General features: G+C 66.5%; 15 protein-coding genes. 9 read left to right on the top strand and 6 right to left on the bottom strand.

All coding sequences use genetic code 11. From position 1 onward, the window contains the following. Positions 1-256: 256 nt before the first annotated feature. Positions 257-8,257 (bottom strand): apolipoprotein A-IV repeat region-like domain-containing protein, encoded by an 8,001-nt coding sequence (locus J3R73_RS24715; RefSeq protein ID WP_307433600.1) that lies wholly within the window; start codon positions 8,255-8,257, stop codon positions 257-259. 401 nt (positions 8,258-8,658) lie between these two features. Here J3R73_RS24715 and J3R73_RS24710 point away from each other — a divergent pair, with 401 nt between their 5' ends. The 3 genes from J3R73_RS24710 to J3R73_RS24700 all read left to right on the top strand — a co-directional run bounded on the left by J3R73_RS24710 (position 8,659) and on the right by J3R73_RS24700 (position 11,297). After that, entirely contained in the window at positions 8,659-8,979 is a 321-nt protein-coding gene (locus J3R73_RS24710; protein ID WP_307433598.1) for a 2Fe-2S iron-sulfur cluster-binding protein, read from the top strand. After that, positions 8,976-9,959 carry an N-acetyl-D-Glu racemase DgcA gene (gene dgcA, locus J3R73_RS24705; RefSeq protein ID WP_307433596.1) on the top strand — a complete coding sequence of 328 codons (984 nt, stop codon included), beginning with the start codon at positions 8,976-8,978 and terminating at the stop codon, positions 9,957-9,959. Before J3R73_RS24710 ends, dgcA begins: the two co-directional genes overlap by 4 nt. Before the next feature lie 204 nt (positions 9,960-10,163). After that, positions 10,164-11,297, top strand: coding sequence for a hypothetical protein (locus J3R73_RS24700; protein ID WP_307433595.1), 1,134 nt, complete (start codon positions 10,164-10,166; stop codon positions 11,295-11,297). Between the two features lie 251 nt (positions 11,298-11,548). Here J3R73_RS24700 and J3R73_RS24695 read toward each other — a convergent pair whose 3' ends face one another. From J3R73_RS24695 to J3R73_RS24680, 4 genes are read right to left on the bottom strand one after another with little or no spacing between them, the layout of a single operon-like run. Beyond that, positions 11,549-12,157, bottom strand: coding sequence for an ABC-type transport auxiliary lipoprotein family protein (locus J3R73_RS24695; RefSeq protein ID WP_307433593.1), 609 nt, complete (start codon positions 12,155-12,157; stop codon positions 11,549-11,551). Position 12,158: 1 nt separating this feature from the next. Beyond that, positions 12,159-13,736 (bottom strand): MlaD family protein, encoded by a 1,578-nt coding sequence (locus tag J3R73_RS24690; protein WP_307433591.1) that lies wholly within the window; start codon positions 13,734-13,736, stop codon positions 12,159-12,161. Between the two features lie 2 nt (positions 13,737-13,738). Beyond that, entirely contained in the window at positions 13,739-14,524 is a 786-nt protein-coding gene (locus tag J3R73_RS24685; RefSeq protein WP_307433586.1) for an ABC transporter ATP-binding protein, read from the bottom strand. A 2-nt stretch (positions 14,525-14,526) separates the two neighbouring features. After that, complete coding sequence (locus J3R73_RS24680) at positions 14,527-15,603, bottom strand: MlaE family ABC transporter permease (RefSeq protein WP_307433584.1); 1,077 nt, start codon at positions 15,601-15,603, stop codon at positions 14,527-14,529. Positions 15,604-15,863: 260 nt separating this feature from the next. Between J3R73_RS24680 and dgcN the strand changes: the two genes are divergently transcribed. The 3 genes from dgcN (at position 15,864) to J3R73_RS24665 (ending at position 18,793) form a co-directional block, all read left to right on the top strand. Next, on the top strand, positions 15,864-16,868 hold the full coding sequence (dgcN, locus tag J3R73_RS24675) for an N-acetyltransferase DgcN (RefSeq protein ID WP_307433580.1): 1,005 nt from the start codon (positions 15,864-15,866) through the stop codon (positions 16,866-16,868). Positions 16,869-17,013: 145 nt separating this feature from the next. Beyond that, the gene (locus J3R73_RS24670; protein WP_307433577.1) at positions 17,014-18,045 is read left to right on the top strand and encodes an NAD(P)/FAD-dependent oxidoreductase; all 1,032 of its coding nucleotides are present in this window, start codon (positions 17,014-17,016) and stop codon (positions 18,043-18,045) included. A 244-nt stretch (positions 18,046-18,289) separates the two neighbouring features. After that, a complete protein-coding gene (locus J3R73_RS24665) occupies positions 18,290-18,793 on the top strand; it encodes a universal stress protein (protein WP_307433574.1) in 504 nt (167 codons plus the stop codon). A gap of 34 nt (positions 18,794-18,827) precedes the next feature. Here the strand turns inward: J3R73_RS24665 and J3R73_RS24660 are convergent, their stop codons facing one another. Further along, the gene (locus tag J3R73_RS24660; RefSeq protein ID WP_307433571.1) at positions 18,828-19,982 is read right to left on the bottom strand and encodes a COG3904 family protein; all 1,155 of its coding nucleotides are present in this window, start codon (positions 19,980-19,982) and stop codon (positions 18,828-18,830) included. Between the two features lie 416 nt (positions 19,983-20,398). Here J3R73_RS24660 and J3R73_RS24655 point away from each other — a divergent pair, with 416 nt between their 5' ends. From J3R73_RS24655 to J3R73_RS24645, 3 genes are read left to right on the top strand one after another with little or no spacing between them, the layout of a single operon-like run. Then, positions 20,399-21,511, top strand: a complete 1,113-nt coding sequence (locus J3R73_RS24655) for a caspase family protein (protein ID WP_307433567.1) — start codon at positions 20,399-20,401, stop codon at positions 21,509-21,511. Then, positions 21,508-22,299, top strand: coding sequence for a M15 family metallopeptidase (locus J3R73_RS24650; protein ID WP_307433564.1), 792 nt, complete (start codon positions 21,508-21,510; stop codon positions 22,297-22,299). The genes J3R73_RS24655 and J3R73_RS24650 overlap by 4 nt, the downstream gene beginning before the upstream one ends. Beyond that, positions 22,299-22,829, top strand: a complete 531-nt coding sequence (locus tag J3R73_RS24645) for a SixA phosphatase family protein (protein WP_307433561.1) — start codon at positions 22,299-22,301, stop codon at positions 22,827-22,829. The genes J3R73_RS24650 and J3R73_RS24645 overlap by 1 nt, the downstream gene beginning before the upstream one ends. The last annotated feature ends 57 nt before the right edge of the window (positions 22,830-22,886 follow it).

The raw sequence follows: 22,886 nt of genomic DNA, 5'->3' as shown, positions 1-22,886 counted from the left end.
CCGACATCATCCGGTGGATGCGCCCGATCCCCCCGCCGTCCTGCCTGCTTGCGCCGGGAACAAATGAAATGCGCCATCTGCCGCAAATCTGGCGGCCATGGCGCTCCGCCTCCGATGAAGGACAGGGCCGGGCAGGGAGCGCCCGAAGCGCGGCAAACCATGGAAGAGCCTGATCCGGCAGGAATGCCGGAGCGCAGCTTGGATATGAGAAAGGGCCCACTTCCGGGCCCTTTTTCATCTTCTGTTTCGCTGCAGCTCAGGCGAGCTTGCCGGCGGCATGAGCCAGGATCGTATAGACCTTGCCGGAATCAGCCGTCAGATAGGTCTTGGCCATGTTGCCGGTACGATCCTCGTGATCGACTTCTGCGATGAGCTGCTCGAACTCCTGGATGTAGCGATCCACCGTGGCGGTGAAGTCCGCGTCGCGCCGATAGCGTCGGCGGATCTCCTCGAAGGCCTGCTGTCCCTGCGCCGTATAGAGACGGCGCGTGAAGACGTTGCGCTCGCCCCGCCGGTACCGGTCCCAGATGTCGACGGCGGCATCGTGCTCGATCATCTTGGCGATATCCACCGAGAGCGTGTCGAGCGAGGGGGCCGTCAGCGTCGGTGCGCCCGTCTCCTCCAAGACATTGCCCGACGTCTCGTCGCGCGAAGCACGGGCCAGCACGGCCGACAGCCATCCGGTGCCGCGGCGTTCGCCGCTGCGAGCCGGGGAGGGGGTGGGATGGGTCGCCGGCAGCTGGCGGCCCGACTGTGCCTCGTTCCCCGCGGGAACGGAGAGTTGGGCGGCACGGGGCATCTCGGCCGCATCAGCCGAAGACACGGGCGACATCGTGATCGTCCCCTCCTTCAGCCGGGACGGGCCGGCCTCGGGGCGCCCGGAGGAGGGCACGTCGAGGACGTCGAGAGAGCGGCCGGACCGCGTCACGATGTCGGAGAGATCGTTCAGGGCCTGGATCTGCTCGGCGACGACCCTGCGCATGGTGGCTGTCGATTCCGAGGTCTCCTTCGGAATTTCGAGCAGGCCGCGCTTGAGTTCGGAGCGGGTGGCTTCGAGCTCCTGCTGGACCGTCGTGGTCATGCTGCGCATTTCCTGGGCCACTTCGGCGAAGCGCTGGGTGGCGTTGCCGAACAGGGTCGAAATCTCCGACACGGCCTGATCGTAGGTCGACTGCAGGGCGGTCGACGTGCGCTCGCGCTCCTTGCCGGTAGCGGCGCGGATGAGCTCGAACTGGTCCGCGATCGCCTGCGCCGTCGTGTTGGCGTTTTCCGCCAGCAGGCTGCTGGTTTCGCGCGCCTTGGCTTCGGCGTCGGCAAGCTTTTCCTGGATCACGCCGGCGAAGGTCTGCATCAGCGCTTCCATCGCCTCGACCTTGGTGCTCGAGAGGGCCACCAGCGCATCGAGCGTGGCGCGCCTTTCGTCCAGCGCCTGGTCGACCTGGCCCTGCGTATCGCCGAGCACGGATGCCGTCTTGGTCAGATTTTCGCTCTGCTGCTCGAGGCGCGTGGCCATGGCGGCGACGTCCCGGATCAGCACGGCGGAGAGATCGCGCAGCGCCGCGACCTGCTCGCTGACGCGGCCGGTGGCGCCGTTGGTCTGTTCCGTCAGGCCGATCATGCTCGACTGGAACTCGCGCAGCCGCTCGGCCAGACCGGCCTCGACCGAATCCAGCGTCTTGCTCGACTGGCCGAGCGTCTCGTTCAGCGTGGAGCTGGTGCCGGAGACACGCTCCAGCAAGGCGGAGATTTCCTCGCGCAGCTGCTGATGCAGCGAACTCAGACTGTCGATGGCCCGGGTGGCGCGCGTTTCGATCGCCGATGCGAGGGCATCGGACGAGCTTTCGAGCGTCCGGCTGAGTTCCGTGCGCTTGTCGCCGAGGGCCTCGACGAGATCGCCGCCCTTCTGGCCGATGATCTCGGCGATATGGTTGGCGCGCTCCTCGAGGGTGTTGGCGACGCTGTGGGCGAGACCGCCGAGTTCCGCCGTCATCGCTTCGCCGCGGGCGCTGAGCGTTCCGACCAGAGCTTCGCCGCGCTCGTCGAGCGTGTTGGCGACGCTGTGGGCGAGGCCGCCGAGTTCCGCCGTCATCGCTTCGCCGCGGTTGCTCAGCGTGGTGACCAGCGCCTCGCCGCGCTCGTCGAGCATGCTGGCGACGCTGTTGGCGAGGACGCCGAGTTCGGTCGTCACCGCTTCGCTGCGATCGATGAGCGAGGTCACCATCGCCTGGCTGCGCTCGTCGAGCGTGTTGGCGACGCTGTTGGCGAGATCGCCGAGCTCCCTCGTCATGGTGTCGCTGCGTTCGACCAGCGTGTTGACGAGGATCTGGCTGCGCTCGTCGAGCGTGTTGGCAACGGTGTGGGCGAGATCGCCGAGTTCCGTGGACATCGCTTCGCTGCGTGCCGTGAGCGTGCCGACGAGGATCTTGCCCCGCTCATCGAGCGTCGTGGCCACGGTGCCGGCGAGGGAACCGAGCTCAGCCGTCATCGCCTCGCTGCGTTCGGCCAAGGTCAGGACGAGCGCCTTGCTCCGTTCGTCGAGCGTGTTCGACATGGTGCGCACGAGATCGTCCAGCTCCGAGCTCATGGCCTTGCTGCGCTGGCCGAGCAGACCGACCAGGGCATCGCCATGCTCGCCGAACGTGCCGACCAGGGCCTGGCCGCGCTCGTCGAGAGCCGTGGTGATGCCGGAGGCGACGACGCCGAGTTCGTTGGTGACGGCGGCGCTGCGCTCGGTCAGCGTGGCGATCAAGGCCTGGCTGCGCTCGTCGAGCGTCGTCGTCACGCTCGAAGCGAGCACGCCGAGTTCGGTCGTGACGGTGGCGCTGCGCTCGGTCAGCATGCTGACCAGCGACTGCCCGCGCTCGGAGAGGACCTTCGCGACCCGGTCGGCCAGGAGCGCAAGCTCCGTCGCAACCGATTCGCTGCGGCCGGTCAGCGTTCCCACCAGAGCCTGGCCGCGCTCGTCGAGCACCCTGGCCACCCCCTCGGTGAGCACGCTCAGCTCGCTCGCCACGGAATCGCTGCGCTCGGTCAGGGTGCCGATCAGGGCCTGGCCACGCTCGTCGAGGATCCTCGCCACGCTCTCGGCGAGGGCGTGCAGCTCCGTGGATACCGTTTCCGTGCGGCCCATGACGACGCCGGTCAAGGCGCGGCTGCGCTCGTCCAACGTCGTCTGGACGTGATCGGTGAGGTTGACCAGTTCCGTGGTCATCGCCTCGCCGCGGGTGGTGAGGTTGCCGACCAGGGCCTGGCCGCGTTCGTCGAGCATCGAGGCCACGCTGGACGCGAGCACACTGAGCTCCGTCGTGACCGATTCGCTGTGTTGGACGAGCGTGCCGGCCAGGGCCTGGCTGCGTTCGTCCAGCACGTTCGCGGCGGTCTGGGCGAGATCGCCGAGCTCGGCGGTCATCGTCTGGCCGCGTACGGTCAGGATGTCGACCAGGGCCTGGCCGCGGTCGGCAAGCGTGTTGGCGAGGACGCCGAGCTCGGCCGTCATGGCGTCGCTGCGCTCGGCCAGCCTGCCCACGAGGGTTTCGCCGCGCTCGTCGATGGCCTTCGTCAGGCTCTGCGTGAACTCACCCAGCTGGGCGTTCATCGCAGCGCCGCGATCGCCGAGAGTGCCGACCAGGGCATCGCTCCGGTCGTCGATCGACCTGGCAAGGCCCTGCGCCGCGTCGCTCAGCCTGGCGGCCATGGCATCGCCGCGCATCGTCAGCGTGCCGACCAGGGCCTGGCCGCGCTCGTCCAGCACCTTCGCCACGCTGTCGGCGAGGGCGCCGAGTTCCAGGGTCGCGGCTTCGCTGCTGGCCGTCAGGGCGCCCACCAGCGCCAGGCTGCGCTGGTCGATCGCCTTGCTCACGCCCTGCGAGATGTCGCCGAGTTCCGCCGTCATCGCGGCGCTGCGGGCCGCAAGCGTGCCGACCAGCGCCTGCCCGCGCTCGTCGAGAAGGTTGGCCATCGCATCGGAATGGCTGCTCAGCAGCGTGTTGATCACCGCGGCGCGGTCGGCCAGCTTGGCGCCGACATCGTCCGAAAGGCGGCTGAGCGTGGCACCCACGGTGGCGGCGTTCTGCACGAGATTGTCGGAGACGCTCTGCACCTTCTCGTTGAGCGCGCTGGCAATATGCAGGCTGCGCTCGTCGAGCGCGCTGGACAGGTCGCGCAGACGATCGACCACATCCCGCTCGAAGCGCGTGATGCGCGTATCGAGCGACTGGGCGATTTCGCCGACGCGTTCGTCGAGGGCGGCATGAACGTCGCCGACCTTGGTGGTGAGCGTGCCGGCGATGATCGAGGCCTTGCCGTCGAAGAGATCGGCGATCTCGGACGCCTTCGAAGACAAATCGTCCGTCACGGCGAGGCTGCGGCTGCCGAGGTGGTCGGTCAGTTCCTGGACCCGGGCATTGATGGACTCGGTGATGTCATGGCCCTTGACGCCGAGCAGCATGGAGATCTCGTCGGCCCGGCGCGCCAGGAGATCGGCGATGATCGAGGTGCGGCCGTCGATGAGATCGACGATCTCCTTTGCCTTGCCGTCGATCGAGGCGGTCACGTTCTGGCCGCCCTCGCCCAGGAGCCGGGCGAGTTCGAGCGTGCGTGTGGCAAGGGTCTCGTTGAGGGCGCGGGCACGGTTGTCCAGGCCCTGATCGATGCGGGCGAAGCGGCCATCGAGCGTCTGGGCGAAATTGCTTGCCTTGTCGGCGAAGCGTTCGTCCAGGACGGACAGCTTCTCGTCGAGGGCGATGAGCCTTTCGTCCAGGGTCTGCGCGACGCTGACGGTATGGGAGCCGAAGCGCGTCTCGAAGGCCTCGAGCTTGCCGCCGAGGAGGGACACCGCCGTATTGGTGTGCTCCTCGACATGGTCGGTCAGGCGCGAGCCATGCCGCTGCATCGCGCTCTCGAAGCCGAGCAGCTTCTGCGCGATGTCGTTGCTGAGCGCACGCGAATCCTCGCTGATGCGGCTGGCGAGCACGCCGCCCCGGCCGGTGATGACGGCATCGAGCGCGCCGATCTGGCCTTCGATCGCCTGCGTCGCATCGACCAGACGCTTTTCGAGGGTCGATTCGAAATCACGCAGATGCGCGTCGAGCGTGGCATTGACCGCGGTCGCATCCGACTGGAAGCGGTTTTCGAAGTTGCCCAGCTTCTCGGCGAGGGTGTCGTGAACCACGTCGGTGTTCGCGGCAATCTGTGCCTGCAGCGTGGCCAGACGCTGGTCGAGCGCCTCCTGCAGGGCCGTGGAGCCGTTGAGGAAATGCGTCTCGAACGTGCCGAAGCGCTGATCGAGCGAGGAACGGACCGTCGCCGTGTTGTTGGTGAAGCGCGCTTCGAAGGCGGCGAGGCTTTCGTCGAGGCTGGCCTGGGTGTTCTGCACGCCGGAGTCGAAACGGGATTGGAAATCCGCCAGGCGGCCCTCGATGTCGAGCTGGCTGTCGCGGAGGCCGGTGCTGAAGTTGGTTTCGAAGCTGGAGATGCGGTTGGCGATGCTGGCGGTGGCGGCGGTCGTCAGCGTATGGAACCGGTCCTCGAAATCCTTCATGCGGGCATCGAGCATGGCATGCGCGTTGCCGGCATTGCCGACGAAACGTTGTTCGAATTCGGAAAGGCGCTGATCGAGGGTGGTGTGGGTGTTTTCCGCCGCGCCGCTGAAGAACTGCTCGAAATCGCTGAGACGGCGCTCGATGACGTTCCGCGTGTTGTGGGCCGTGCCGTTGAACCGGAACTCGAATTCGGTGAGGCGCCGGTCGAGGGCCTGGTGAGTGCCATCCGAGACGGTGCTGAAGCTTTCCTCGAAGGACTTCAGCATCTCGCCCAGTCCGCTGCGGTTTTCCTGCACGACGGCGGTGAAGCGATTCTCGAAATCGCCCAGGCGGCGGTCGATGTCGCCATGCGCCCGATAGGCGTTGGCCGCGAAGCGGCTTTCGAACTCGTTCAGACGCTTGTCCAGGGCCTGATGGGCGCCCTCGGCGCTGACGTTGAAGTGCTGCTCGAAGGCGTTCAGGGTCTCGTCCAGGCCGTTGCGGTTGTTCTGGATATTCGCGGCGAAGCGCACCTCGAAATCGCTGAGGCGGCGATCGAGGTCGGCATGGGCGAGGGTCGAGAGCGACTGGAAGCGGTGCTCGAATTCGGTCATGCGGCTTTCGAGGCTGCCGTGGATGGTCGAGGCGCTGTCGGCGAAGCGCGTATCGAAGCCCGACAGGGTGTCGTCCAGCGTCGCATGCACCTGCTGGGCATGGCTGAGGCTGCGGGTTTCGAGCGCCGACAGGCGTTCGTCGAGGCGCGAATGCAGCTGGTCGGCGATTTCGAGGCTGCGCTTCTCGTGCTGCTGCAGGCGTTCGACCAGCGTCTTGCTGAAGGCCTTGGTCTGCGCCTCCACCGTGCTCTCGAGGCGGGACACGCCGAAGTTGATCTGTGCCACGGCCGCATTGCTGCGCTCGCCGATCACGCGGGTGAGGGTGTCGCCGCTGATGCCGAGAATGCCGGAAGCCTCGCGGGCGGCGACGCTGATACGGGTGGAAAGCTGGGTGCCTTCCTCCTCCAGCGCGGCCTGCAGGCTGTGGGCTGCGGCCGAGACGGCGGCCTGTGCCTCGGTGCTGCGCTTCTCGATGGCGTTGACGATGGTCTGCCCGGTGGCGGCCAGACGGCGATCGATATCGCCGCCGCCGACGACGATCGATTCGTGGATGCGCTCGCCGGTGCTGCTCAGGCGCTCGGCGAGGTCGCCGCCGCGGGTGGTGATGATCTCTGCGATATGCGTGGCGCTCGTCTCGAGCTTGTCGGCGACGTCCATGCCGCGGTTCTGCAGATCGGAGAGGATCGCATCGCCGGTGCTGCGCAGGGTGTTGTTCACTTCTGCGACGCTGCCGACGATCTGCTCGACCATCTTGGAGCCGGTGTCGCGAATCGACCGAACGACGACATCCGTGCCCTCGGCGAAGGCGTTGCTCAGGCTCGCGCCGGTGCGCACCAGCGTATCGTTGACCGCCGTACCGCGCTCGACGATGTCGCTGACGATGTTCTCGCTGTTGCGCGTGAGCGTTTCGTTCAGCAGCGTCGCCCGTGAAGACAGGGTCTCGCAGATCTCGTTCGCCCTCGACGCAAAGGTCTCGTTGATCTGGTTGGAGGTGGAGGTCAGCGTCTCCGTGATCTCGGCGGCGCGCTGGTTGAGATGGTCCGTGACGAGTTCGGAGGAACTCGTCAGAGCGCGGTTGACCTCCTCGGCCGTGACGGCCATGCGGTCGATCAGGGTCGTGCCGCGGTTGGCCATGGCGTCGACCATGTGGTCGCCGACCTTGGCGAGCTCGGAGGTGATCTGGCTGCCGCGATCGCCGAACGAGCGCATCACCTGCAGGCCGGCTTCGGAGACTTCCGAGGAGATGCGGCCGGCGACCGATCCCAAGGCGAGGGTCAGGTCGTCATGGGCGACAACGATGGCCGAGCGGACGCGGTCGGCATTGCCGACGATGGCCTCGCGCTGCGCCGACAGGTCCTCGACCAGCGAACGGATGCGCTGCTCGCTCTCCGAATAGGAGCGCTCGAGCATGGAGACCTCGTTGTGGACCATGATCTCGAGCTCGCTCGCGCGGGCGAGGGCGCGGTCGATGCCGTCGCCCATGGCCGCGACCTCGCGCCGGATCGCCTGGCCCACCGAGGTGACGGATTCGGATGCCGCGCCTTCGGGCTCGGCCAGACGCAGGGCGACCTGGGTCATGGACCGCGTCACATAGCGCATCTCCTGGGCGCGCCAGAATAGCGCCGCCATGGCGAAGAAGAAGACGGGCGGAAGCAGGATGGAGAGGACGCCGAGCGCGAGGCCGGGGCTGGCCTGGTAGGTCGCCGGATTGAAGAGGGCGCCGACCTGGATATTCCCCGTCACCCGCAACAGGAAGATGCCGCCGGCGAACCACAGCGCGCTCAAGGCGACAGCAATATAATAGGGCATCAGCGACGGGCGGCGCTGCAGGGCCTGGAGCAACTGCCCCACGCTCGCCCGGTCGTCATTGGCCGGGGCGCGGCGCTCCCTGGCAAAGGCCTTCTCCGGCGCCCGTACCGCAGCGGGCTTTTCCTGAGCGCGCGACACGGAAGGCCGCGCCTTCGGCTCCGGCTCGATATCGAAATTGAAGCCGTCGTCGACCTTGGGCAATTGAGCACGCTCACCGTCTGTCGCGTCGGCGCCGGATTTGCTCATGTTGAGCGCTTCCTCGATCGCAGACAGGGCGGCGTCGGCCGGATCCTGCACCTTCGACTTCTTCGACATAACGTGCCTCACGCCACTTAATCGCCGCCGCCCGCGTGAACCCGAAATCATCCACGCGACCAGAGGCATCAGTCTCCACATCGCTTCGGATGAAGCGATGCCACATGGTCCCCGAAACGAGGACGCAGGTGCCGTACTAAAATCCTATCCTGCGCGATCCCGAATTAAAACCGCCGCCGGCAGCTTTCATACAGCATCGTTAACGACTTTTTTACCACTCTTGAAGCGCGAAAAAACCGTCTAATTTCGGAGTTTCCCCTGATTCAAGCAGGATAAGCGCAGCCCTCGCGCGCCCGGCCTGGATTTTCCGGCGATTCTGCCGACGGAAATCGGGGCCCCTCCACACTGGAACCGTGCCGGACGGGTCTGTATAGAACCTCTATCGAAAGCCGGGACCCACCATGGTAAGAATCAATTTCCGCGATCACAAGGGACAGATTCGAGAGGTCGAGGCCGAAGCCGGCTCGACTGTGATGGAAGCAGCCATCCGTAACGGCATTCCGGGCATTCTGGCCGAATGCGGAGGCGCCTGCGCTTGCGCGACCTGCCATGTCTATGTCGACGAGGCCTTCATGCCGCTGGTCGGGGAGCCCGAGCCGATGGAGGAGGACATGCTGGACTTCGCCTTCGATGTCCGGCCGACATCTCGCCTGTCCTGCCAGATCCGCGTGCGCGACAATCTCGACGGCCTCACCGTCACCACGCCCGAGAAGCAGGCATGAGCCGGCGCCTTTCCATCGCCGTGGAGCGCTGGCCGCTGGCAGCCGTCTTCACGATCGCGCGGGGCTCGCGCACCGAAGCGGTCGTGGTGGTGGTGGAAATCTCGTGCGGCGATCATGTCGGGCGGGGCGAATGCGTGCCTTATGCCCGCTATGGCGAGACGGTGGAGGGTATTGCCGAGGCCATCGAAGCGCAGCGGGCCGCCATCGAGGCGGAGGCAAGCCGGGACGCGCTGCAGCGCTCGATGCCCCCGGGCGCCGCACGCAATGCGGTCGATTGCGCGCTGTGGGACCTTGAGGCGAAGATCGCCGGCCGGCCGGTCTGGCAGTTGGCCGGGCTGCCGCAGCCTCGCCCGGTGACGACGGCCTATACGCTCTCCCTCGGAGATGCCGACGCCATGGGCGAGGCGGCCGCCGCCGCGGCGCACCGGCCCCTGCTGAAGGTGAAGCTCGGCAGGCCCGACGATGCCGCGCGCATCGCGGCGGTGCGGCGCAACGCACCGCATTCGAGCCTGATCGTCGATGCCAATGAGGGATGGCGGGCGGACGACCTCGCCCGCAACTTCGCCGCCTGCGCACAGGCCGGCGTCGTGCTGATCGAGCAGCCCCTGCCGGCCTCGGAGGACGCCGCCCTTGCCGAAATCGAGCGCATCGTCCCGGTCTGCGCCGACGAATCGCTGCATGACCGGGCCTCCCTACCCGGACTGGCGGGGCGTTACGACGCGATCAACATCAAGCTCGACAAGGCCGGCGGCCTGACCGAAGCGATCGCGCTGGCCCGCGACGCCTCCGCTCTCGGCTTCGACCTGATGATCGGATGCATGGTCGGAACCTCGCTGGCGATGGCGCCGGCGCTGCTCCTGGCCGGCCAGGCCCGTGTCGTCGACCTCGACGGGCCGCTCCTGCTGGCGAAGGACCGCCAAGCCGGCCTGCTCTATGAAGGCAGCACTGTCCATCCGCCCGATCCTGCCCTCTGGGGCTGACCCCGGAGACGGCGGTTCGGCAGGGCGCGGCGACGGACGGGCGTCGCGGCCGGTGCGGTCCTTGAACGAAACAACGGCATCGGGGAAAACTCGGCGGGGCGTTAGCTCTCCCCGGCCGTATGCCTTATAGAGAGGTAACACTCGCCTTCGAGTGATTCGTTAATATTTTCATGCCCGTGTTCTTAAATTGACGAGCGCCATTTGATGCAACCGGTTCCGCCGCAGCCTCTCCTGAGCGAAGAGGATTATGGTGCCATCGAGGCGGCAGTCATGGAAACGGCGCGCGGTCGCTGGTTCCTGGCCGAATATGCCCGCCGGAATCGCAATGCCGACACGGCGGCGGTGCTTGCCGCCATACACCGACTGGAGCGTCTGGTCGAAAGCGCCGCTTCGACGGATGCCCGCAGCGAGGTCGCCAAGGGAATGGCGAATATCGCCCGGGCAATCGCCGAGGCGGAAATACCGCTTTCGGCCGATACCGCGGGTGCGGCGATCCGGCGCATGTCGGCGTCGGCTTCCCAGGCCATCCGCATCGAGGCGGATATCGAACCGCGCGAACCGGGGCCCGCCGAAGAGCCGGTCGCCGGGCAGCCGGCCGAGACGGTTGCCGCAGGATTGCCCGAGCCGGCTCCCGCAGCTCAATCCGACACCGAGATTGGCGCAGAGCCGCCGGCCATCGCCGCACAGGCGCAGGCGGAACCCGTTGCGGACGAGCCGGTCGCCGAGGCGCAGCAGGATGCAGTCGCGGAAGCGGGGGCCGAACCCGTAGCGGCCACGCAGCCGGAAGCCGTTGCCGCGGCTCAGCCGGATCCGGATGTCGCGTCCGGCCCGAGCGAGGAACCGCCGGCCGAGTCTGAGCCTCCGGTGCGGGGCGCGCCGGCACCGGTCGAAGCCGGCGCGGACGCCGAGGGCGCGGCGCCTGCGACAAGCAGCGCCTCGGAGCCTTTTCCGATCCTCGAACTGGACGAAGAGGCTGCCGACGCGCTTCTGGCACGCGATGCGCAGCGCCCGGAATTGAAGCTGCCCGTCAATCACCTGGCTGCGTCACGGCGCAGCCGGCTCGATATGGCGACGCTGCTGGCCGTGCCCCGCGAGGCACCGCCGAAGCAGGTTCGCAGCGGGCTGGTGACCTTCGTCGACGAAGAGCCGGCCGAGAACGCGGAATCGGTCTTCTCGGCGCCGCTCAGGCTGGAGCCCGAGGAACCGCCGGCCAAAGAGGCCGAACCTCAGGCGCTGGTCCGTTCGTCATCCTGGTCGCGTCTTCCCACGGCGCCCCGGATGACGGTCGCCGAAATCGAAGCCATGCCCTTCAAGAAGAGGGCGGCGCTGTTCAGCTGAGCGCCGACGGCACGCACGGGCGGCTCGCCCCTATGCGTCAACTGGCAAGGCGTGGGATGGAGGGGCGATCACCGATCGCCCTTCTTTGAAACACCGAACCCGCCGGAGAGGAAGAGGTCGATCGGTGATCGACTCTCCAAACGCAGGCCTGAGTGAGCGCATATCCGCGCCGGGCGGCCCCGACAAAATGATGATCCGCTGGATTGTGGCGCCTTACCCCCGCGGACGGCCGCCAGGCGGCGTACTCGGTTTCAGACTTTGCCCACGGTCCAGGTCATCACGCCGACGAGCACCTGGTCGAGAGCCTGGTCGAGCGCTGCGCTCGCCTGCTGGCCGCTGAGCCCGGCCGCTGGAACGCTTGCCGTGAACAGATTGGCGGCGATGATCCGGCCGCTGGTCTGGCTGACGATGCGCGCCGCGATCGTCACCACCGCGACCGGACCGGAAGCCGCCTGGATCTGGAAGTCGCGGATCTCGGTCACCAATGAGGCATCCGGGGTGAACTTGTCCTCGGGCCTGCCGACCATGCCGGTCCGGTGGGCGTTCTCGAATGTCTGTATCAGGCGCGCCTGCACGAGGCGGGGAAGGCGATCGGCCCATTGCGCACCGGGCAGGTAGGTCACCTTGCCGTCGCCGGGACGGATCAGGATGCGGTCGCTGTCGATCGCCTGAAGGGCGGTGGGCTCGGCGATGAGGATCTGGGCACGGCCGTTTCCCTTCACCGCGGCGTGTTTCGGCGCCGTCAGGTCGAAGGTATCCGGCGCGGGGGCGCTGAGGATCGAACAGCCGCAGAGAAGCGAGGCGCCGAGCAGGACGAGGCCCGGCCGGAAGGGACGAAGACGCACACTGACACCACGCATTCTATTTGCCCTTATAGTCGGGGATCGACGATTTCGGCCCGAAGATCAGCTGCTGCGGATTCCGTTGGAGGCTGTTGAGGGTGCGCTGGATGTTCTGCAGCGTTCGCTGTCCGTCGATGGCGATCTGCTGATAGTCGCGCAGGCCGGACCCGCTGAACTGCGTCAGGTTCTTGGCGAGCACCGCCGTGCGCGCGTCGAGATTGTTGGCGAGGATGCGGATCGATTTCGCCGTCTCGGTGATTTCCGCGAACATGCCCTGGCTGTTCGGGTTGGACGTCATCGTCGTGATGTTCTTCATGATGCCGTCGAGCTGGTCCGCCGCATTGTTGAGCTTGCGGGAAATGTCGCCGGCATCGGCGACGACCTGCTTGACCTGCGCCGAGGAGTCGCCCAGCGTCTTCGAAAATCGATTGAAATTGTCGACGATGTCGTTGATCTTGCTGGAGTCGATGGCGCTCGCAACCTTGTTGAAATTGTCGAAGGCGCCGCCGACCTTCGGCGTCATCGCAGCGAGATCGCCGGAAACCTTGCGGGCATCCTTGATGAATCCCGTCAGTTCGTCGGCATTGTTGCCGAGGGCCGCGGTGAAGTTGGTGACGTTGTCGACGACATCGCCGATCTTGGTGCTGTCGACGGCCGCGGTAATCTGCCGGATGCTGTCCAGCGTGGCATCGAGCTTCGGCGCCATCGTGTTGAGGCGGTCGGCCAGCGAAGAGGCGTTGGTGGCGAAAGTGGAGAGCGGCTGGCGCGCGTCGGCCAGCGTCTTGCTGAAGGCCTCGATATTGTCGACCGCAGCCTGCGCCTTGCCGCTGTCGAAGGCCTTGGCGAACGACACCAGCTGATCCGAGGCAGTGGAGACGTTGTCGACGATATGATTGACCTTGGCCGGCGAGACCGCCTGCAGCAGCGACTGGAGATCGCCGGACATGCCGTTGAGGTTGTCGGCGAGCCGCGAAATGCTCTTGGCGGCGTCGCCGGTGGTCTGCAGGAAGTCGGAGACATTGCCCGAATTGTCGGCCAATGCCTTGGTGAAGGTCTGGATGTTGTGAACCGTCGCGGTGATGCTCGACTCGTTTTCGTTGAGCCAGGTATCGACGTGGTTCATCGTCTGCGCGGCCTGGTTGACGGTATCGCGAGCGCCGTCCACGAGATTCTGCAGTTCGGAGCGCTGCGCCACGATGATCGCATATTTCTGCCCCGCCTGGGGCTCCAGGTCCGCCGTATTGGGCTTGCCGCCGTAGAGCTGGATGTTGGCCCCGCCGGTGATGCCGGTGAATTCGAGCCGGGCGGAGGTATCGACCTTCACCGGCGTTGTATCCCTGACGCTGATGATGGCGATGACGCGCGAGGGATCCTGGGGATTGAGGTCGAGCGTGTCGACCTGGCCGACCCGCAGGCCGTTGAAGGTGACGCTGGATCCCACGGTAAGGCCGCTGATCGATCCGACGAAGTCGATCTCGAAATGCTTGACCGCCTGGCTGTCGGAAATGCGGGCGAACCACACCACGAAGCCGAGCGCCGCCGCCACCACGGCCAGAGTGAACAATCCGATCAGGGCATTATGCGCGCGTGTTTCCATGGTCAGGCCTTGGCGGATGCCAGGGCTGCGCGGGCCCGGGGGCCGTGGAAGTAGGCGCGCAGCCAGGGATGGTCGGAAGCAAGCATGGTCGCCATCGGTCCTTCAGCCAGAATATGGCCTTCGCCAACCGCGGCAATGCGATCGCAGATGGAGTGAAGGCTGTCGAGGTCGTGGGTCACCATATAGACGGTGAGACCGAGAGTCTGCCGCAGCGTTGCGATGAGTTCGTCGAATTCCCCTGCACCGATCGGGTCGAGGCCCGACGTCGGCTCGTCGAGGAAGACCAGATCGGGGTCGAGCGCCAGAGCGCGGGCGAGGGCGGCGCGCTTGATCATGCCGCCTGAAAGTTCGGAGGGTCTCTTTTCCGCCGCATCCGGCTTGAGGCCGACCAACGCGATCTTCAGCATCGCGAGTTCGTCGAGAAGCCTGGGCGAGAGCGTGAGATATTCCCGCATCGGCACCTGTATGTTCTGCTTGACCGTCAGCGACGAGAACAGGGCGCCTTGCTGGAACAGGACGCCCCAGCGGCGCGCCATCTTCTGCTTCTCCCGCGGATGCAGGGCCACATAGTCCTGTCCGAAAATCTTGATGTCCCCGGAATAAAGCGGCGCGAGCCCGATGATGGTGCGCATGAGCACCGATTTTCCGGTACCGGACGCACCGACCACCCCGAGGATCTCCCCGCGATAGACATCGAGATCGAGCCCGTCGAGAATGAAGCGCTTCCCGAACGTCACCCTGACGCCGCGGGTCGAGATGATGGTTTCGGGGGGAGGGGATTCCGCCATGCTCAGAAATTGATCGACGCAAAGAACATGGCGAAAATGCCGTCGACGACGATGACGATGAACATCGACTTGACCACGGAGGTCGTCGTCTGGCGCCCCAGGGATTCTGCCGAACCTTCCACCTTCATTCCCTCGATACAGGCGGTGGTGCCGATCATCAGCGCCATCACCGGAGCCTTGATCAGGCCAGCAAGGAATGTATGCATCGTTACGGAATCGCGCAGATTCTGCAAAAAGGTGGTCGGCGTGATGCCGCCATAGCCCCAGGCGACGAGGGCGCCGCCGAACATGCCGGCCATCGCGGCCAGGAAGGTCAGCAGGGGCAGGGAGATGATCATCGCCAGGATGCGCGGAATGATCAGCACCTCCATCGGATCGAGGCCCATGACGTGCATGGCGTCGATCTCCTCGCGCATCTTCATCGAGCCGAGTTCGGCGGTGATCGCCGAGCCCGACCGGCCGGCCACCATGATGGCCGCGAGGAGCAGGCCGACTTCACGGAACATCAGCACGGCGAGGGTGTAGACGACCAGAAGCGTCGCCCCGTAATTGCTCAGCTGCAGAATCATCTGCTGCGACAGGATCGCCCCGACCAGAAAGGAGATGAGCATGATGATCGGCACCCCGCGCATGCCGATCAGCTCGATCTGGTTGACCACGGCGGGCATGCGAAAGCGGCTGCGCCCGGTGATCAGCCGCCCGAGGGCGCGCACGGTCTCGCCGAGGAACACATTCATGTTGAAGGCGTCGTGCGCCATCCTGCGGATCGACAGGCCGAAATCGGCGAGGAGGTCGATGAGGTGATGCGTCTCGGGCGGCGGTGGCGGAGCCGTTATGTTGTGGGTGGCGATTTCCGCCAGCAGCATTTCCTGCGCCGTGCTCGCATTGCGGATCGCGAGCGTCGAATTCTTGGCGCCGAGCGCCTGGCGGATGTTTTCGATCACCACGGCGCCGAGCGTATCGAGCTGCGAGACCTTCGCAAGGTCGAACTCGACGGTGGCGTCGGCGGGCGCGCGCTCCGCCATCGCCTGCGCGAGGCGCTCCAGGCGGCGTGAATTGCGCGCAACCCAGGCTCCCATCGGGGCTATCCTGGTCGCTCGGTCCGAAGCGGCGCCGTCATTGCCGGTCCCGAACTCAGGCATGGCGTGCCGTAACTGGCTGTTGCAGGAGACTCATCACTCGTCATCCTACACCAGGCGCCGCAACATGATGTGCAAAAAATATGGCACACTCCTTTGCAGGAGATCGTGCAACCGCCATACGATGGATCGAGGGGCCTTCTCGTCGCGCATGACGGGTCCCGTTTCGTGCCCACACGACCCAAGGATGCTACGACGCCATGCAGATTGAGAAGCCCTATTTGATGTTCATCGGCGATGTCGCCGACCAGCTCGCCGCCAAGACCGCGGCGGGCATCGTCGACTGGCGCCGCGATTGGTGCGTGGGGCAATTGCGCCTGCCTGGATGCAAGGCGGATCTCGGCATCGATGATGTCGGCATCGCCGAGGCCGGCCGGCGCGGGGCGAAGACCATGGTCATCGGCGTGGTCAATGCCGGCGGCGTCCTGCCGGAGCACTGGATCCGCTCGATCGTGGAGGCGCTCGACGCCGGGCTCGATGTGGCTTCGGGCCTGCACACCAGGCTGGAGGACGTGCCGCAGATCGCCGAGGCCGCGTCACGGAACGGGCGGCAATTGTTCAATGTGCGCATCCCCTCCATCAATTTCGCCACGGGCAAGGGCACGAAGCGGACGGGCCTGCGGCTGATCACCGTCGGCACCGACTGTTCCGTCGGCAAGAAATACACAGCCCTCGCCCTTGAGCGGGAAATGCGGGAGCAGGGGCTCGACGCCGATTTCCGGGCGACGGGGCAGACCGGCATCTTCATTTCCGGCCGCGGCGTCGCCGTGGACGCCGTCGTCGCCGACTTCATCTCCGGCGCCGCCGAGTGGATCAGCCCGGCTGCCGATCCGAGCCATTGGGACGTGGTGGAAGGGCAGGGCAGCCTGTTTCATCCCTCCTTCGCCGGCGTGACGCTCGGCCTGCTGCACGGATCGCAGCCCGATGCCTTCGTCGTCTGCCACGAGCCGACGCGGAAGACCATGCGCGGCGTGCCCGCCGCCCTGCCGACGATCCGGCAGGTGATCGACGCCACCATCGCCAGCGGAAGGCTCACCAATCCGCGCATCCAATGCGTCGGCATCGCCGTCAACACGCAGGCGCTCGACGAAGCCGCCGCCCGCGCCTGCCTGGAGGAGATCGCCGCGGCCGAGGGCCTGCCCACCACCGATCCCGTGCGCTTCGGCGTCGCCGAGATCGTGAAGCGGGTGAAGGCGCTGTTCTGAGGGGCGGCCTCGGCGCCGTCCCGGCATTCCCGGCGGGTGAGGCGAGGCAGGGCCCGGCGAAATGCCGCCGCCCTGGTTGACGGCGCGGGCAAGTCGGTGTTTTTGGGCAGCCTTCCTGCCCCATCGCCTTGCCATCGGACGGACCATGACCGAGACCATCAAGACCGACGTGCTCATCATCGGAGCGGGGCCCGTCGGGCTTTTCGCCGTGTTCGAGCTCGGGCTTCTCGACATCCGGGCGCATGTCGTCGACATACTCGACAAGATCGGCGGGCAATGTGCCGAGCTCTATCCGGAAAAGCCGATCTACGACATTCCGGGCTTTCCCGTCGTGACGGGGCAGGGGCTCGTCGACAATCTCCTCAAGCAGATCGAGCCCTTCTCCCCGGTCTTCCACCTCTCGCGCATGATCGAGAAGGTGGAGCGCATCGGCGATCCGCTGTTCCGCGTCACCACGGACGCCGGCGACATATTCGAGGCCAAGGCCGTGGTCATCGCGGCCGGCGGCGGCTCATTCCAGCCGAAGAAGCCGCCGATCGACGGCATCGCCGCCTATGAGGGCAAGTCGGTCTCCTATGCGGTGAGGCAGATGGAAACGCTGCGCGACCGGTCGGTGCTGATCGTCGGCGGCGGCGATTCCGCGCTGGACTGGACCCTCAATCTGCATGCGGTCGCCAGGCGGGTGACGCTTCTGCACCGGCGCGACGTCTTCCGGGCCGCGCCGCATTCGGTGGAGCAGATGCGGGCGCTGGTCGCTGCCGGCAAGATCGATCTGTGCTTCGGCCAGGTCGTCGGGCTGGAAGGCGAGGACGGCATGCTCACTGCCGCGACGGTGCGGGAGGATTCGGGCCGCGTCTATTCAATTCCGGTCGACCATATGCTGCCGTTCTTCGGGCTGACGATGAAGCTCGGCCCGGTGTCGGACTGGGGGCTCGATCTGCACAATGGCGAACTCGTGCTGGTGTCGACGGAGACGTTCGAGACCTCGCAGCCAGGCATCTTCGCCATCGGCGACATCAACTGGTATCCGGGCAAGCTGAAGCTCATCCTGTCGGGCTTCCACGAGGGGGCGCTGATGGCGCAGAAGGTCCATCGCTACATCTACCCCGACAAGCGCCTCACCTTCCAGTACACGACGTCCTCGTCGAGCCTGCAGAGGAAGCTCGGCGTGTTGTGAGGACGGTCCTCGAAGGGGCCGCCGGGCAGGCACCTGCGCGATCGTCGCCGTTCGGGTCCTCGAACGCCTTTTTCCGCCGGTCATGGTGCCGATTCCCCGCCGAGGGTGTCGGCGGCGGCCTCGAACCCTCCCGGCGGTTGCGGCGTCCGCTTCCATCGCCAGCGATCCCGGGCTGAAACGGGATGCCGCCGGGCGATTTTGTAGTATGCTGGCCCCTCCACCCCGGCTGTTCAGGAGCGGACCCATGTTCAAGTCGATCGTCGTTCCCGTCGATGTCTCCGATCTCAAGGTGGCCCACCTGGCGATCCACAGCGCCGTCAAGCTGGCCGACCCGATCGGGGCGAGCCTGACCTTGGTTCACGTCGTGCCCATCATGCCGCTGATGATGCTCGATACCGTGCCGGTGAGTTTCGAGGGGGAAGTCGCCGAAAAGGCCAAGTCGACCCTGGCCGATCTCGGGCGCGCGATCGACCTTCCGGGCGGTAGCGTTTCGACCGTGGTGAGGATCGGCGGCGTCTATCATGAGGTGCTGGCGATCGCGGAAGAGCAGCGCGCCGACCTCATCGTCGTCGGCTCGCATCAGCCGAGCGTCGCCACCTATCTTCTCGGCTCGAATGCCAGCGCGATCGTGCGGCACGCTCCCTGCTCGATCATGGTCGTCCGCGAGGAGCGGCAGCCGGCGCTGGGGGCGTCTCTGCGGGCCGACAACGACGCGGCGCAGGCGCGCGCAGCGCGGCCGATGCAATAAGGGGCGAAGAACGCCGCCGCGTCCGCGGCGCGGCCTATGCGCCGCAGGCCGACATCGCGTCGAGGATCGCCTTGCCGATGCCGGCGGTCGGGACGGTGGTGGCGCGCCCGACCGGCTCTCCCGCCTTGTTGAGCACGGCGAGCGTGAAGGCGTCGCTCGCCGGTATCGCTTCCACATCCCTGATGTCGACCTGGGCCGCGAGGCTCTGCTCACCATGCGCCGGCGCGCCGATATCGTCGATGGACAGGCGCCGATCCGCGAATTTCAGCGTCTTCGCGGAGAAGGCGGCGGCGCGCAGGCGCTCGAGGTCCAGCGGTGCGAGGTCCTTGAAGGAGAGGTCCAGCCGGGCCGTCGTCTTATCCGTGCAGGCCAGCGAGAGGCGCAGGTCATCGCTGGTGAATTGCGCCGAGGCGGCTTTGCCTTCGGCCCGGCTGACCGTCCACGCGCCGGTGGACACCCGGTCGGGAGCCAGGGGAGGCCGCGCGACGGCCGGTGTGGCGGTGACGGTCAGGGCGGGGCTGCCGGCATGGGCGGCGGCATCGAGAACGGCGCCGACCGGCACGTCGCCGCTGGTCCGCGGCAGCACGGCGGTCGCGATTCCCGTCGAGACCCACTGGGACTCCGGCAGCACGTCGAGGCTGTTGAAGGGGGTGCGCAAGGTCGCCAGGAAGAAATCCTGGTCCACGCCCATGGTGCGGACGAAGTCGTAGACGCTCACCACCTCGCGGCCGTAATCGCGCACGATCTGGCTCATCTCCTGCGCGTCGAATGTCTCGCCGTCGCCGAATTGCGGCGAAAACTGATGGACGCCGATTTTCGAGCCGGGGACGGCCAGACGATCGACGCCGCCGAGCATCACCATCGTGCAGGCCGAATAGCAGCCGGCATCGGTGAGGAACGTGCCCTCGCGGGTCACATAGGCCTGCCCGACGACGGTGATCCATCCGGCCTTGCGGATACGCCGGCCGATGATCAGGGCGGACTGGACCTTGCCGCCGACCGATTCGAAGGCGATGATCACTTTGGGCGCGCCTGAGGCGGCCGGCTCGGGCGGAAGCACGCCGTCGAGACGATTCTGGGAGACGAAATCCGCGAAGTCGCGGGACGTGTCGTCGACGATCTCGCCGGATGCATTGACGATCACGCATCCCGGACAGTCCTTGCCCGAGGCGGCGATGCTGAAATGCATCGGCAATGTGTCGTCGTCAGGTCTCGGCTTCGCCGGCGGCGTCCGGCTGGGAGCGCATTGCGCGGGCAGGACCGCCGCCAGCGCCAGAACGACTCCCGCGAGGGATGCTGCGAACCGTGGACCGCGCTTCGGACCAGCCTTCAAACCTTTGTCCTTCTGCCACATCGCTTCGCCGGGGTTGCATACGCACCGGTACGAGGAGCCGGCATTTCTGGGCCGAAGTGTTACGTCGTTGCAAGCATGAAATGGCCCGCGGCGATTCTCCCGGCCAGACAATCGGCAAGCGTGGCAAACATGCCACAGGCCGCGGCGATGCGCGTGCATTTTCACGCATCCGTGCCGGGGCAAACGATGTATCCTGAAGGGGATTTCACAGCGGGCTGTCGGCGATGCGAAGCGTCTTCTGGAGCATTTTCGTGGTGGTCGCAATGGCTGCGTCCTGGGCCCATGCCGCGCCGAAGGCGGCGCTGGTGATCGGGAACGGGGCGTACCGGTCGGTGACGCCTCTGTCCAATCCGGCGAACGATGCGTCGGACATGGCGGCGAGCCTGGGGCGGCTGGGCTACCGGGTGACGCTGGTCAGGGACGGCGACCTGCAGGCGATGAATGACGGGGTACGCGCGTTCCTGCGCGATGCCGACCATGCGGACAGCGTGGTGGTGTTCTATTCGGGCCATGGCGTGCAGGTGAAGGGGCGCAACTACCTGATCCCGGTGTCGGCGAAGATCGCGGACGAACTCGACCTCGACACCCAGGCGCTGTCGCTGGACAAGCTGCTGGACCTGGTGGACGGGGCGTCGGCGAAGGTGAAGATCGTGATCCTGGATTCGTGCCGGGACAATCCGCTGGCGCATGCTCTGGTGCGCGGGGCGGGGACGCGGGGGCTGGCGCGGGTCGATCTCGACGCGTCCGAGGCCAAGGGCACGCTGATCGCCTTCTCGACGGCGCCCGGCTCGGTGGCGCAGGACGGCACGGGGCGCAACTCGCCGTTCACGCAGGCGCTGCTGGCGCATATGGGCACGCCCGGGCTCGACATCCGCCAGATGTTCGGCCAGGTCCGGGCGGATGTCGACCAGGCGACGCAGGGCGCGCAGACGCCCTGGGTCAACGAGGCGATCATCGGCTCCTTCGCCATAGCCGGCAGCGTCGCCGATCCGCAGCCGGTGAAGGTCCTCCAGCCCGCCCAGGACAATGCCGCCGCCGTCCAGCCGACGCGGAAGGAAGCTTCAGCCGTGCCGCTTCCCGACGTGCCCGCAGAGGCGCCCCGCAACGTCCAGCCCGGCTTCATCCTGCCCGAGTCCGGAGACCGGCAACTCGGCTGGGACGAGGTCGCTGCCCTTTCGCCCGTGCAGCTGAGGGTCGCGCGCAACGAGATCTTCGCGCGGCGTGGGCGCTTCATGAAGGATGCGCAGCTGCGGGCCTATTTCTCGCAGTTCTACTGGTACCGGCCCTTCACATGGAACGTGACTCTCAACCCGGTGGAGAAAGCCAACCTCGCCCTGATTCAGCGGGCCGAGTCCGCACCGTGAGGGGCGCATGCGCCTTCCTCGCGGTTGCGGCATTGGCGGCGGCTCCGACAGGGGCGCGTGCCGACGCGGCGCTCGATGCCTTGGTGGCGGCCTACCCCGACTTCATCGCCGGCTATGACGCGAGGGATCTCATCCTGAAGAACGGCCGGCATCTCCCCCTCTCCGACGGCATCGCCGGCAAGACGCCGGAGCAGCGGGTGGCCGATGCCGACATTCGTGACATGTTCGCCGTGCCCTATCCGCTCGGGGCCGTCGAGAGAGCGCCGTCGGACCAGGCCGACGACCCCGGCCGTGCCCGCAACCAGGCGCTGTTCGACGCGATGTATGGCGATTGCTCAAGGGGCGAGGTCCGGCTCGAGACGGTCCGGTGGCTTCCCGGGCTCGGCGGCGGTACGCTGCGGGTCACGCCCACCAACGGCGTCGCCGCACATTTGGAGGCGGTATCCCGTGATCTCGAGGCTTTGCCGGCCAGGTTTCGCGCCTACCTCATACCCTCGGCCGGCACCTATAATTGCCGGCCCGTGGCCGGCACCCGGCGCCGGAGCATGCATGCCTATGCGGCGGCGATCGACATCAATGTCAGGTTCGCCGACTATTGGCGCTGGAGCGGAGCGACGCGGGAGACCGACGACGCCACCTACAGGAACCGTATTCCCGCCGAGATCGTTTCGGTGTTCGAAAAACACGGGTTCATCTGGGGCGGAAAATGGTATCATTATGATACCATGCATTTTGAATATCGGCCGGAAATCATTTCCTTGGCCAGGACACCCGAAGAAGGACGATAATGCGCCGACTTATCCTGCTGCGCCATGCCAAATCGGCCTATCCGGACGGCGTTACGGACCATGAACGGCCGCTGGCGGCGCGCGGCCAGCGTGATGCGCCCGTGATAGGTAAGGAAATGGCGCGGCGGGGACTCTCGCCGGACCATGTCGTCATCTCCACCGCGCGGCGCACCCGCGAAACCTTCAATCTGGTCGAGCCTTTTCTCGGCCAGCATACCGCGCATTACGAGCGCGCCGTCTACGAGGCGCCGATCGATGCGATCCTGCGGGTGATCCGTGCCATCGGTCCCGAAGTCGCCAGCCTCATGATCATCGGGCATAATCCCGGGCTCGAGCGGACGGCCAGCCATCTGGTCCGCGGAGGCGGAACGGCCGCGAGCCCGCTCGAGGACAAATTCCCGACCGCAGCGCTCGCGGTGATCGATCTCGACGTCCCGCAATGGAAGGATGTCGGCCCTCATCTCGGTACGCTCGCTATGTTCCTGACGCCGAAACAGCTCCGGAACCCGCCCGATCACACGGTTCCCTGAAGGATGGCGATAGGCAGGAAACTCTTTCCGAGCTGCGCCATTCATGACGGGAAGCCG

Source organism: Labrys monachus, assembly GCF_030814655.1.
Taxonomy (GTDB): domain Bacteria; phylum Pseudomonadota; class Alphaproteobacteria; order Rhizobiales; family Labraceae; genus Labrys; species Labrys monacha.
Note: the sequence above shows the minus strand (reverse complement) of the source record. Positions and strands in the feature narration are given on the sequence as shown.

Excerpts from the sequence above, each read along its gene's own strand:
- dgcN (WP_307433580.1), top strand. The coding sequence starts at position 15,864 with ATGCAGATTGAGAAGCCCTATTTGATGTTCATCGGCGATGTCGCCGAC.
- J3R73_RS24665 (WP_307433574.1), top strand. The coding sequence starts at position 18,290 with ATGTTCAAGTCGATCGTCGTTCCCGTCGATGTCTCCGATCTCAAGGTG.
- J3R73_RS24695 (WP_307433593.1), bottom strand. The coding sequence starts at position 12,157 with ATGCGTGGTGTCAGTGTGCGTCTTCGTCCCTTCCGGCCGGGCCTCGTC.
- J3R73_RS24670 (WP_307433577.1), top strand. The coding sequence starts at position 17,014 with ATGACCGAGACCATCAAGACCGACGTGCTCATCATCGGAGCGGGGCCC.
- J3R73_RS24680 (WP_307433584.1), bottom strand. The coding sequence starts at position 15,603 with ATGGGAGCCTGGGTTGCGCGCAATTCACGCCGCCTGGAGCGCCTCGCG.
- J3R73_RS24660 (WP_307433571.1), bottom strand. The coding sequence starts at position 19,982 with ATGCATTTCAGCATCGCCGCCTCGGGCAAGGACTGTCCGGGATGCGTG.
- J3R73_RS24645 (WP_307433561.1), top strand. The coding sequence starts at position 22,299 with ATGCGCCGACTTATCCTGCTGCGCCATGCCAAATCGGCCTATCCGGAC.
- dgcA (WP_307433596.1), top strand. The coding sequence starts at position 8,976 with ATGAGCCGGCGCCTTTCCATCGCCGTGGAGCGCTGGCCGCTGGCAGCC.
- J3R73_RS24690 (WP_307433591.1), bottom strand. The coding sequence starts at position 13,736 with ATGGAAACACGCGCGCATAATGCCCTGATCGGATTGTTCACTCTGGCC.
- J3R73_RS24685 (WP_307433586.1), bottom strand. The coding sequence starts at position 14,524 with ATGGCGGAATCCCCTCCCCCCGAAACCATCATCTCGACCCGCGGCGTC.
- J3R73_RS24700 (WP_307433595.1), top strand. The coding sequence starts at position 10,164 with ATGCAACCGGTTCCGCCGCAGCCTCTCCTGAGCGAAGAGGATTATGGT.
- J3R73_RS24710 (WP_307433598.1), top strand. The coding sequence starts at position 8,659 with ATGGTAAGAATCAATTTCCGCGATCACAAGGGACAGATTCGAGAGGTC.
- J3R73_RS24715 (WP_307433600.1), bottom strand. The coding sequence starts at position 8,257 with ATGTCGAAGAAGTCGAAGGTGCAGGATCCGGCCGACGCCGCCCTGTCT.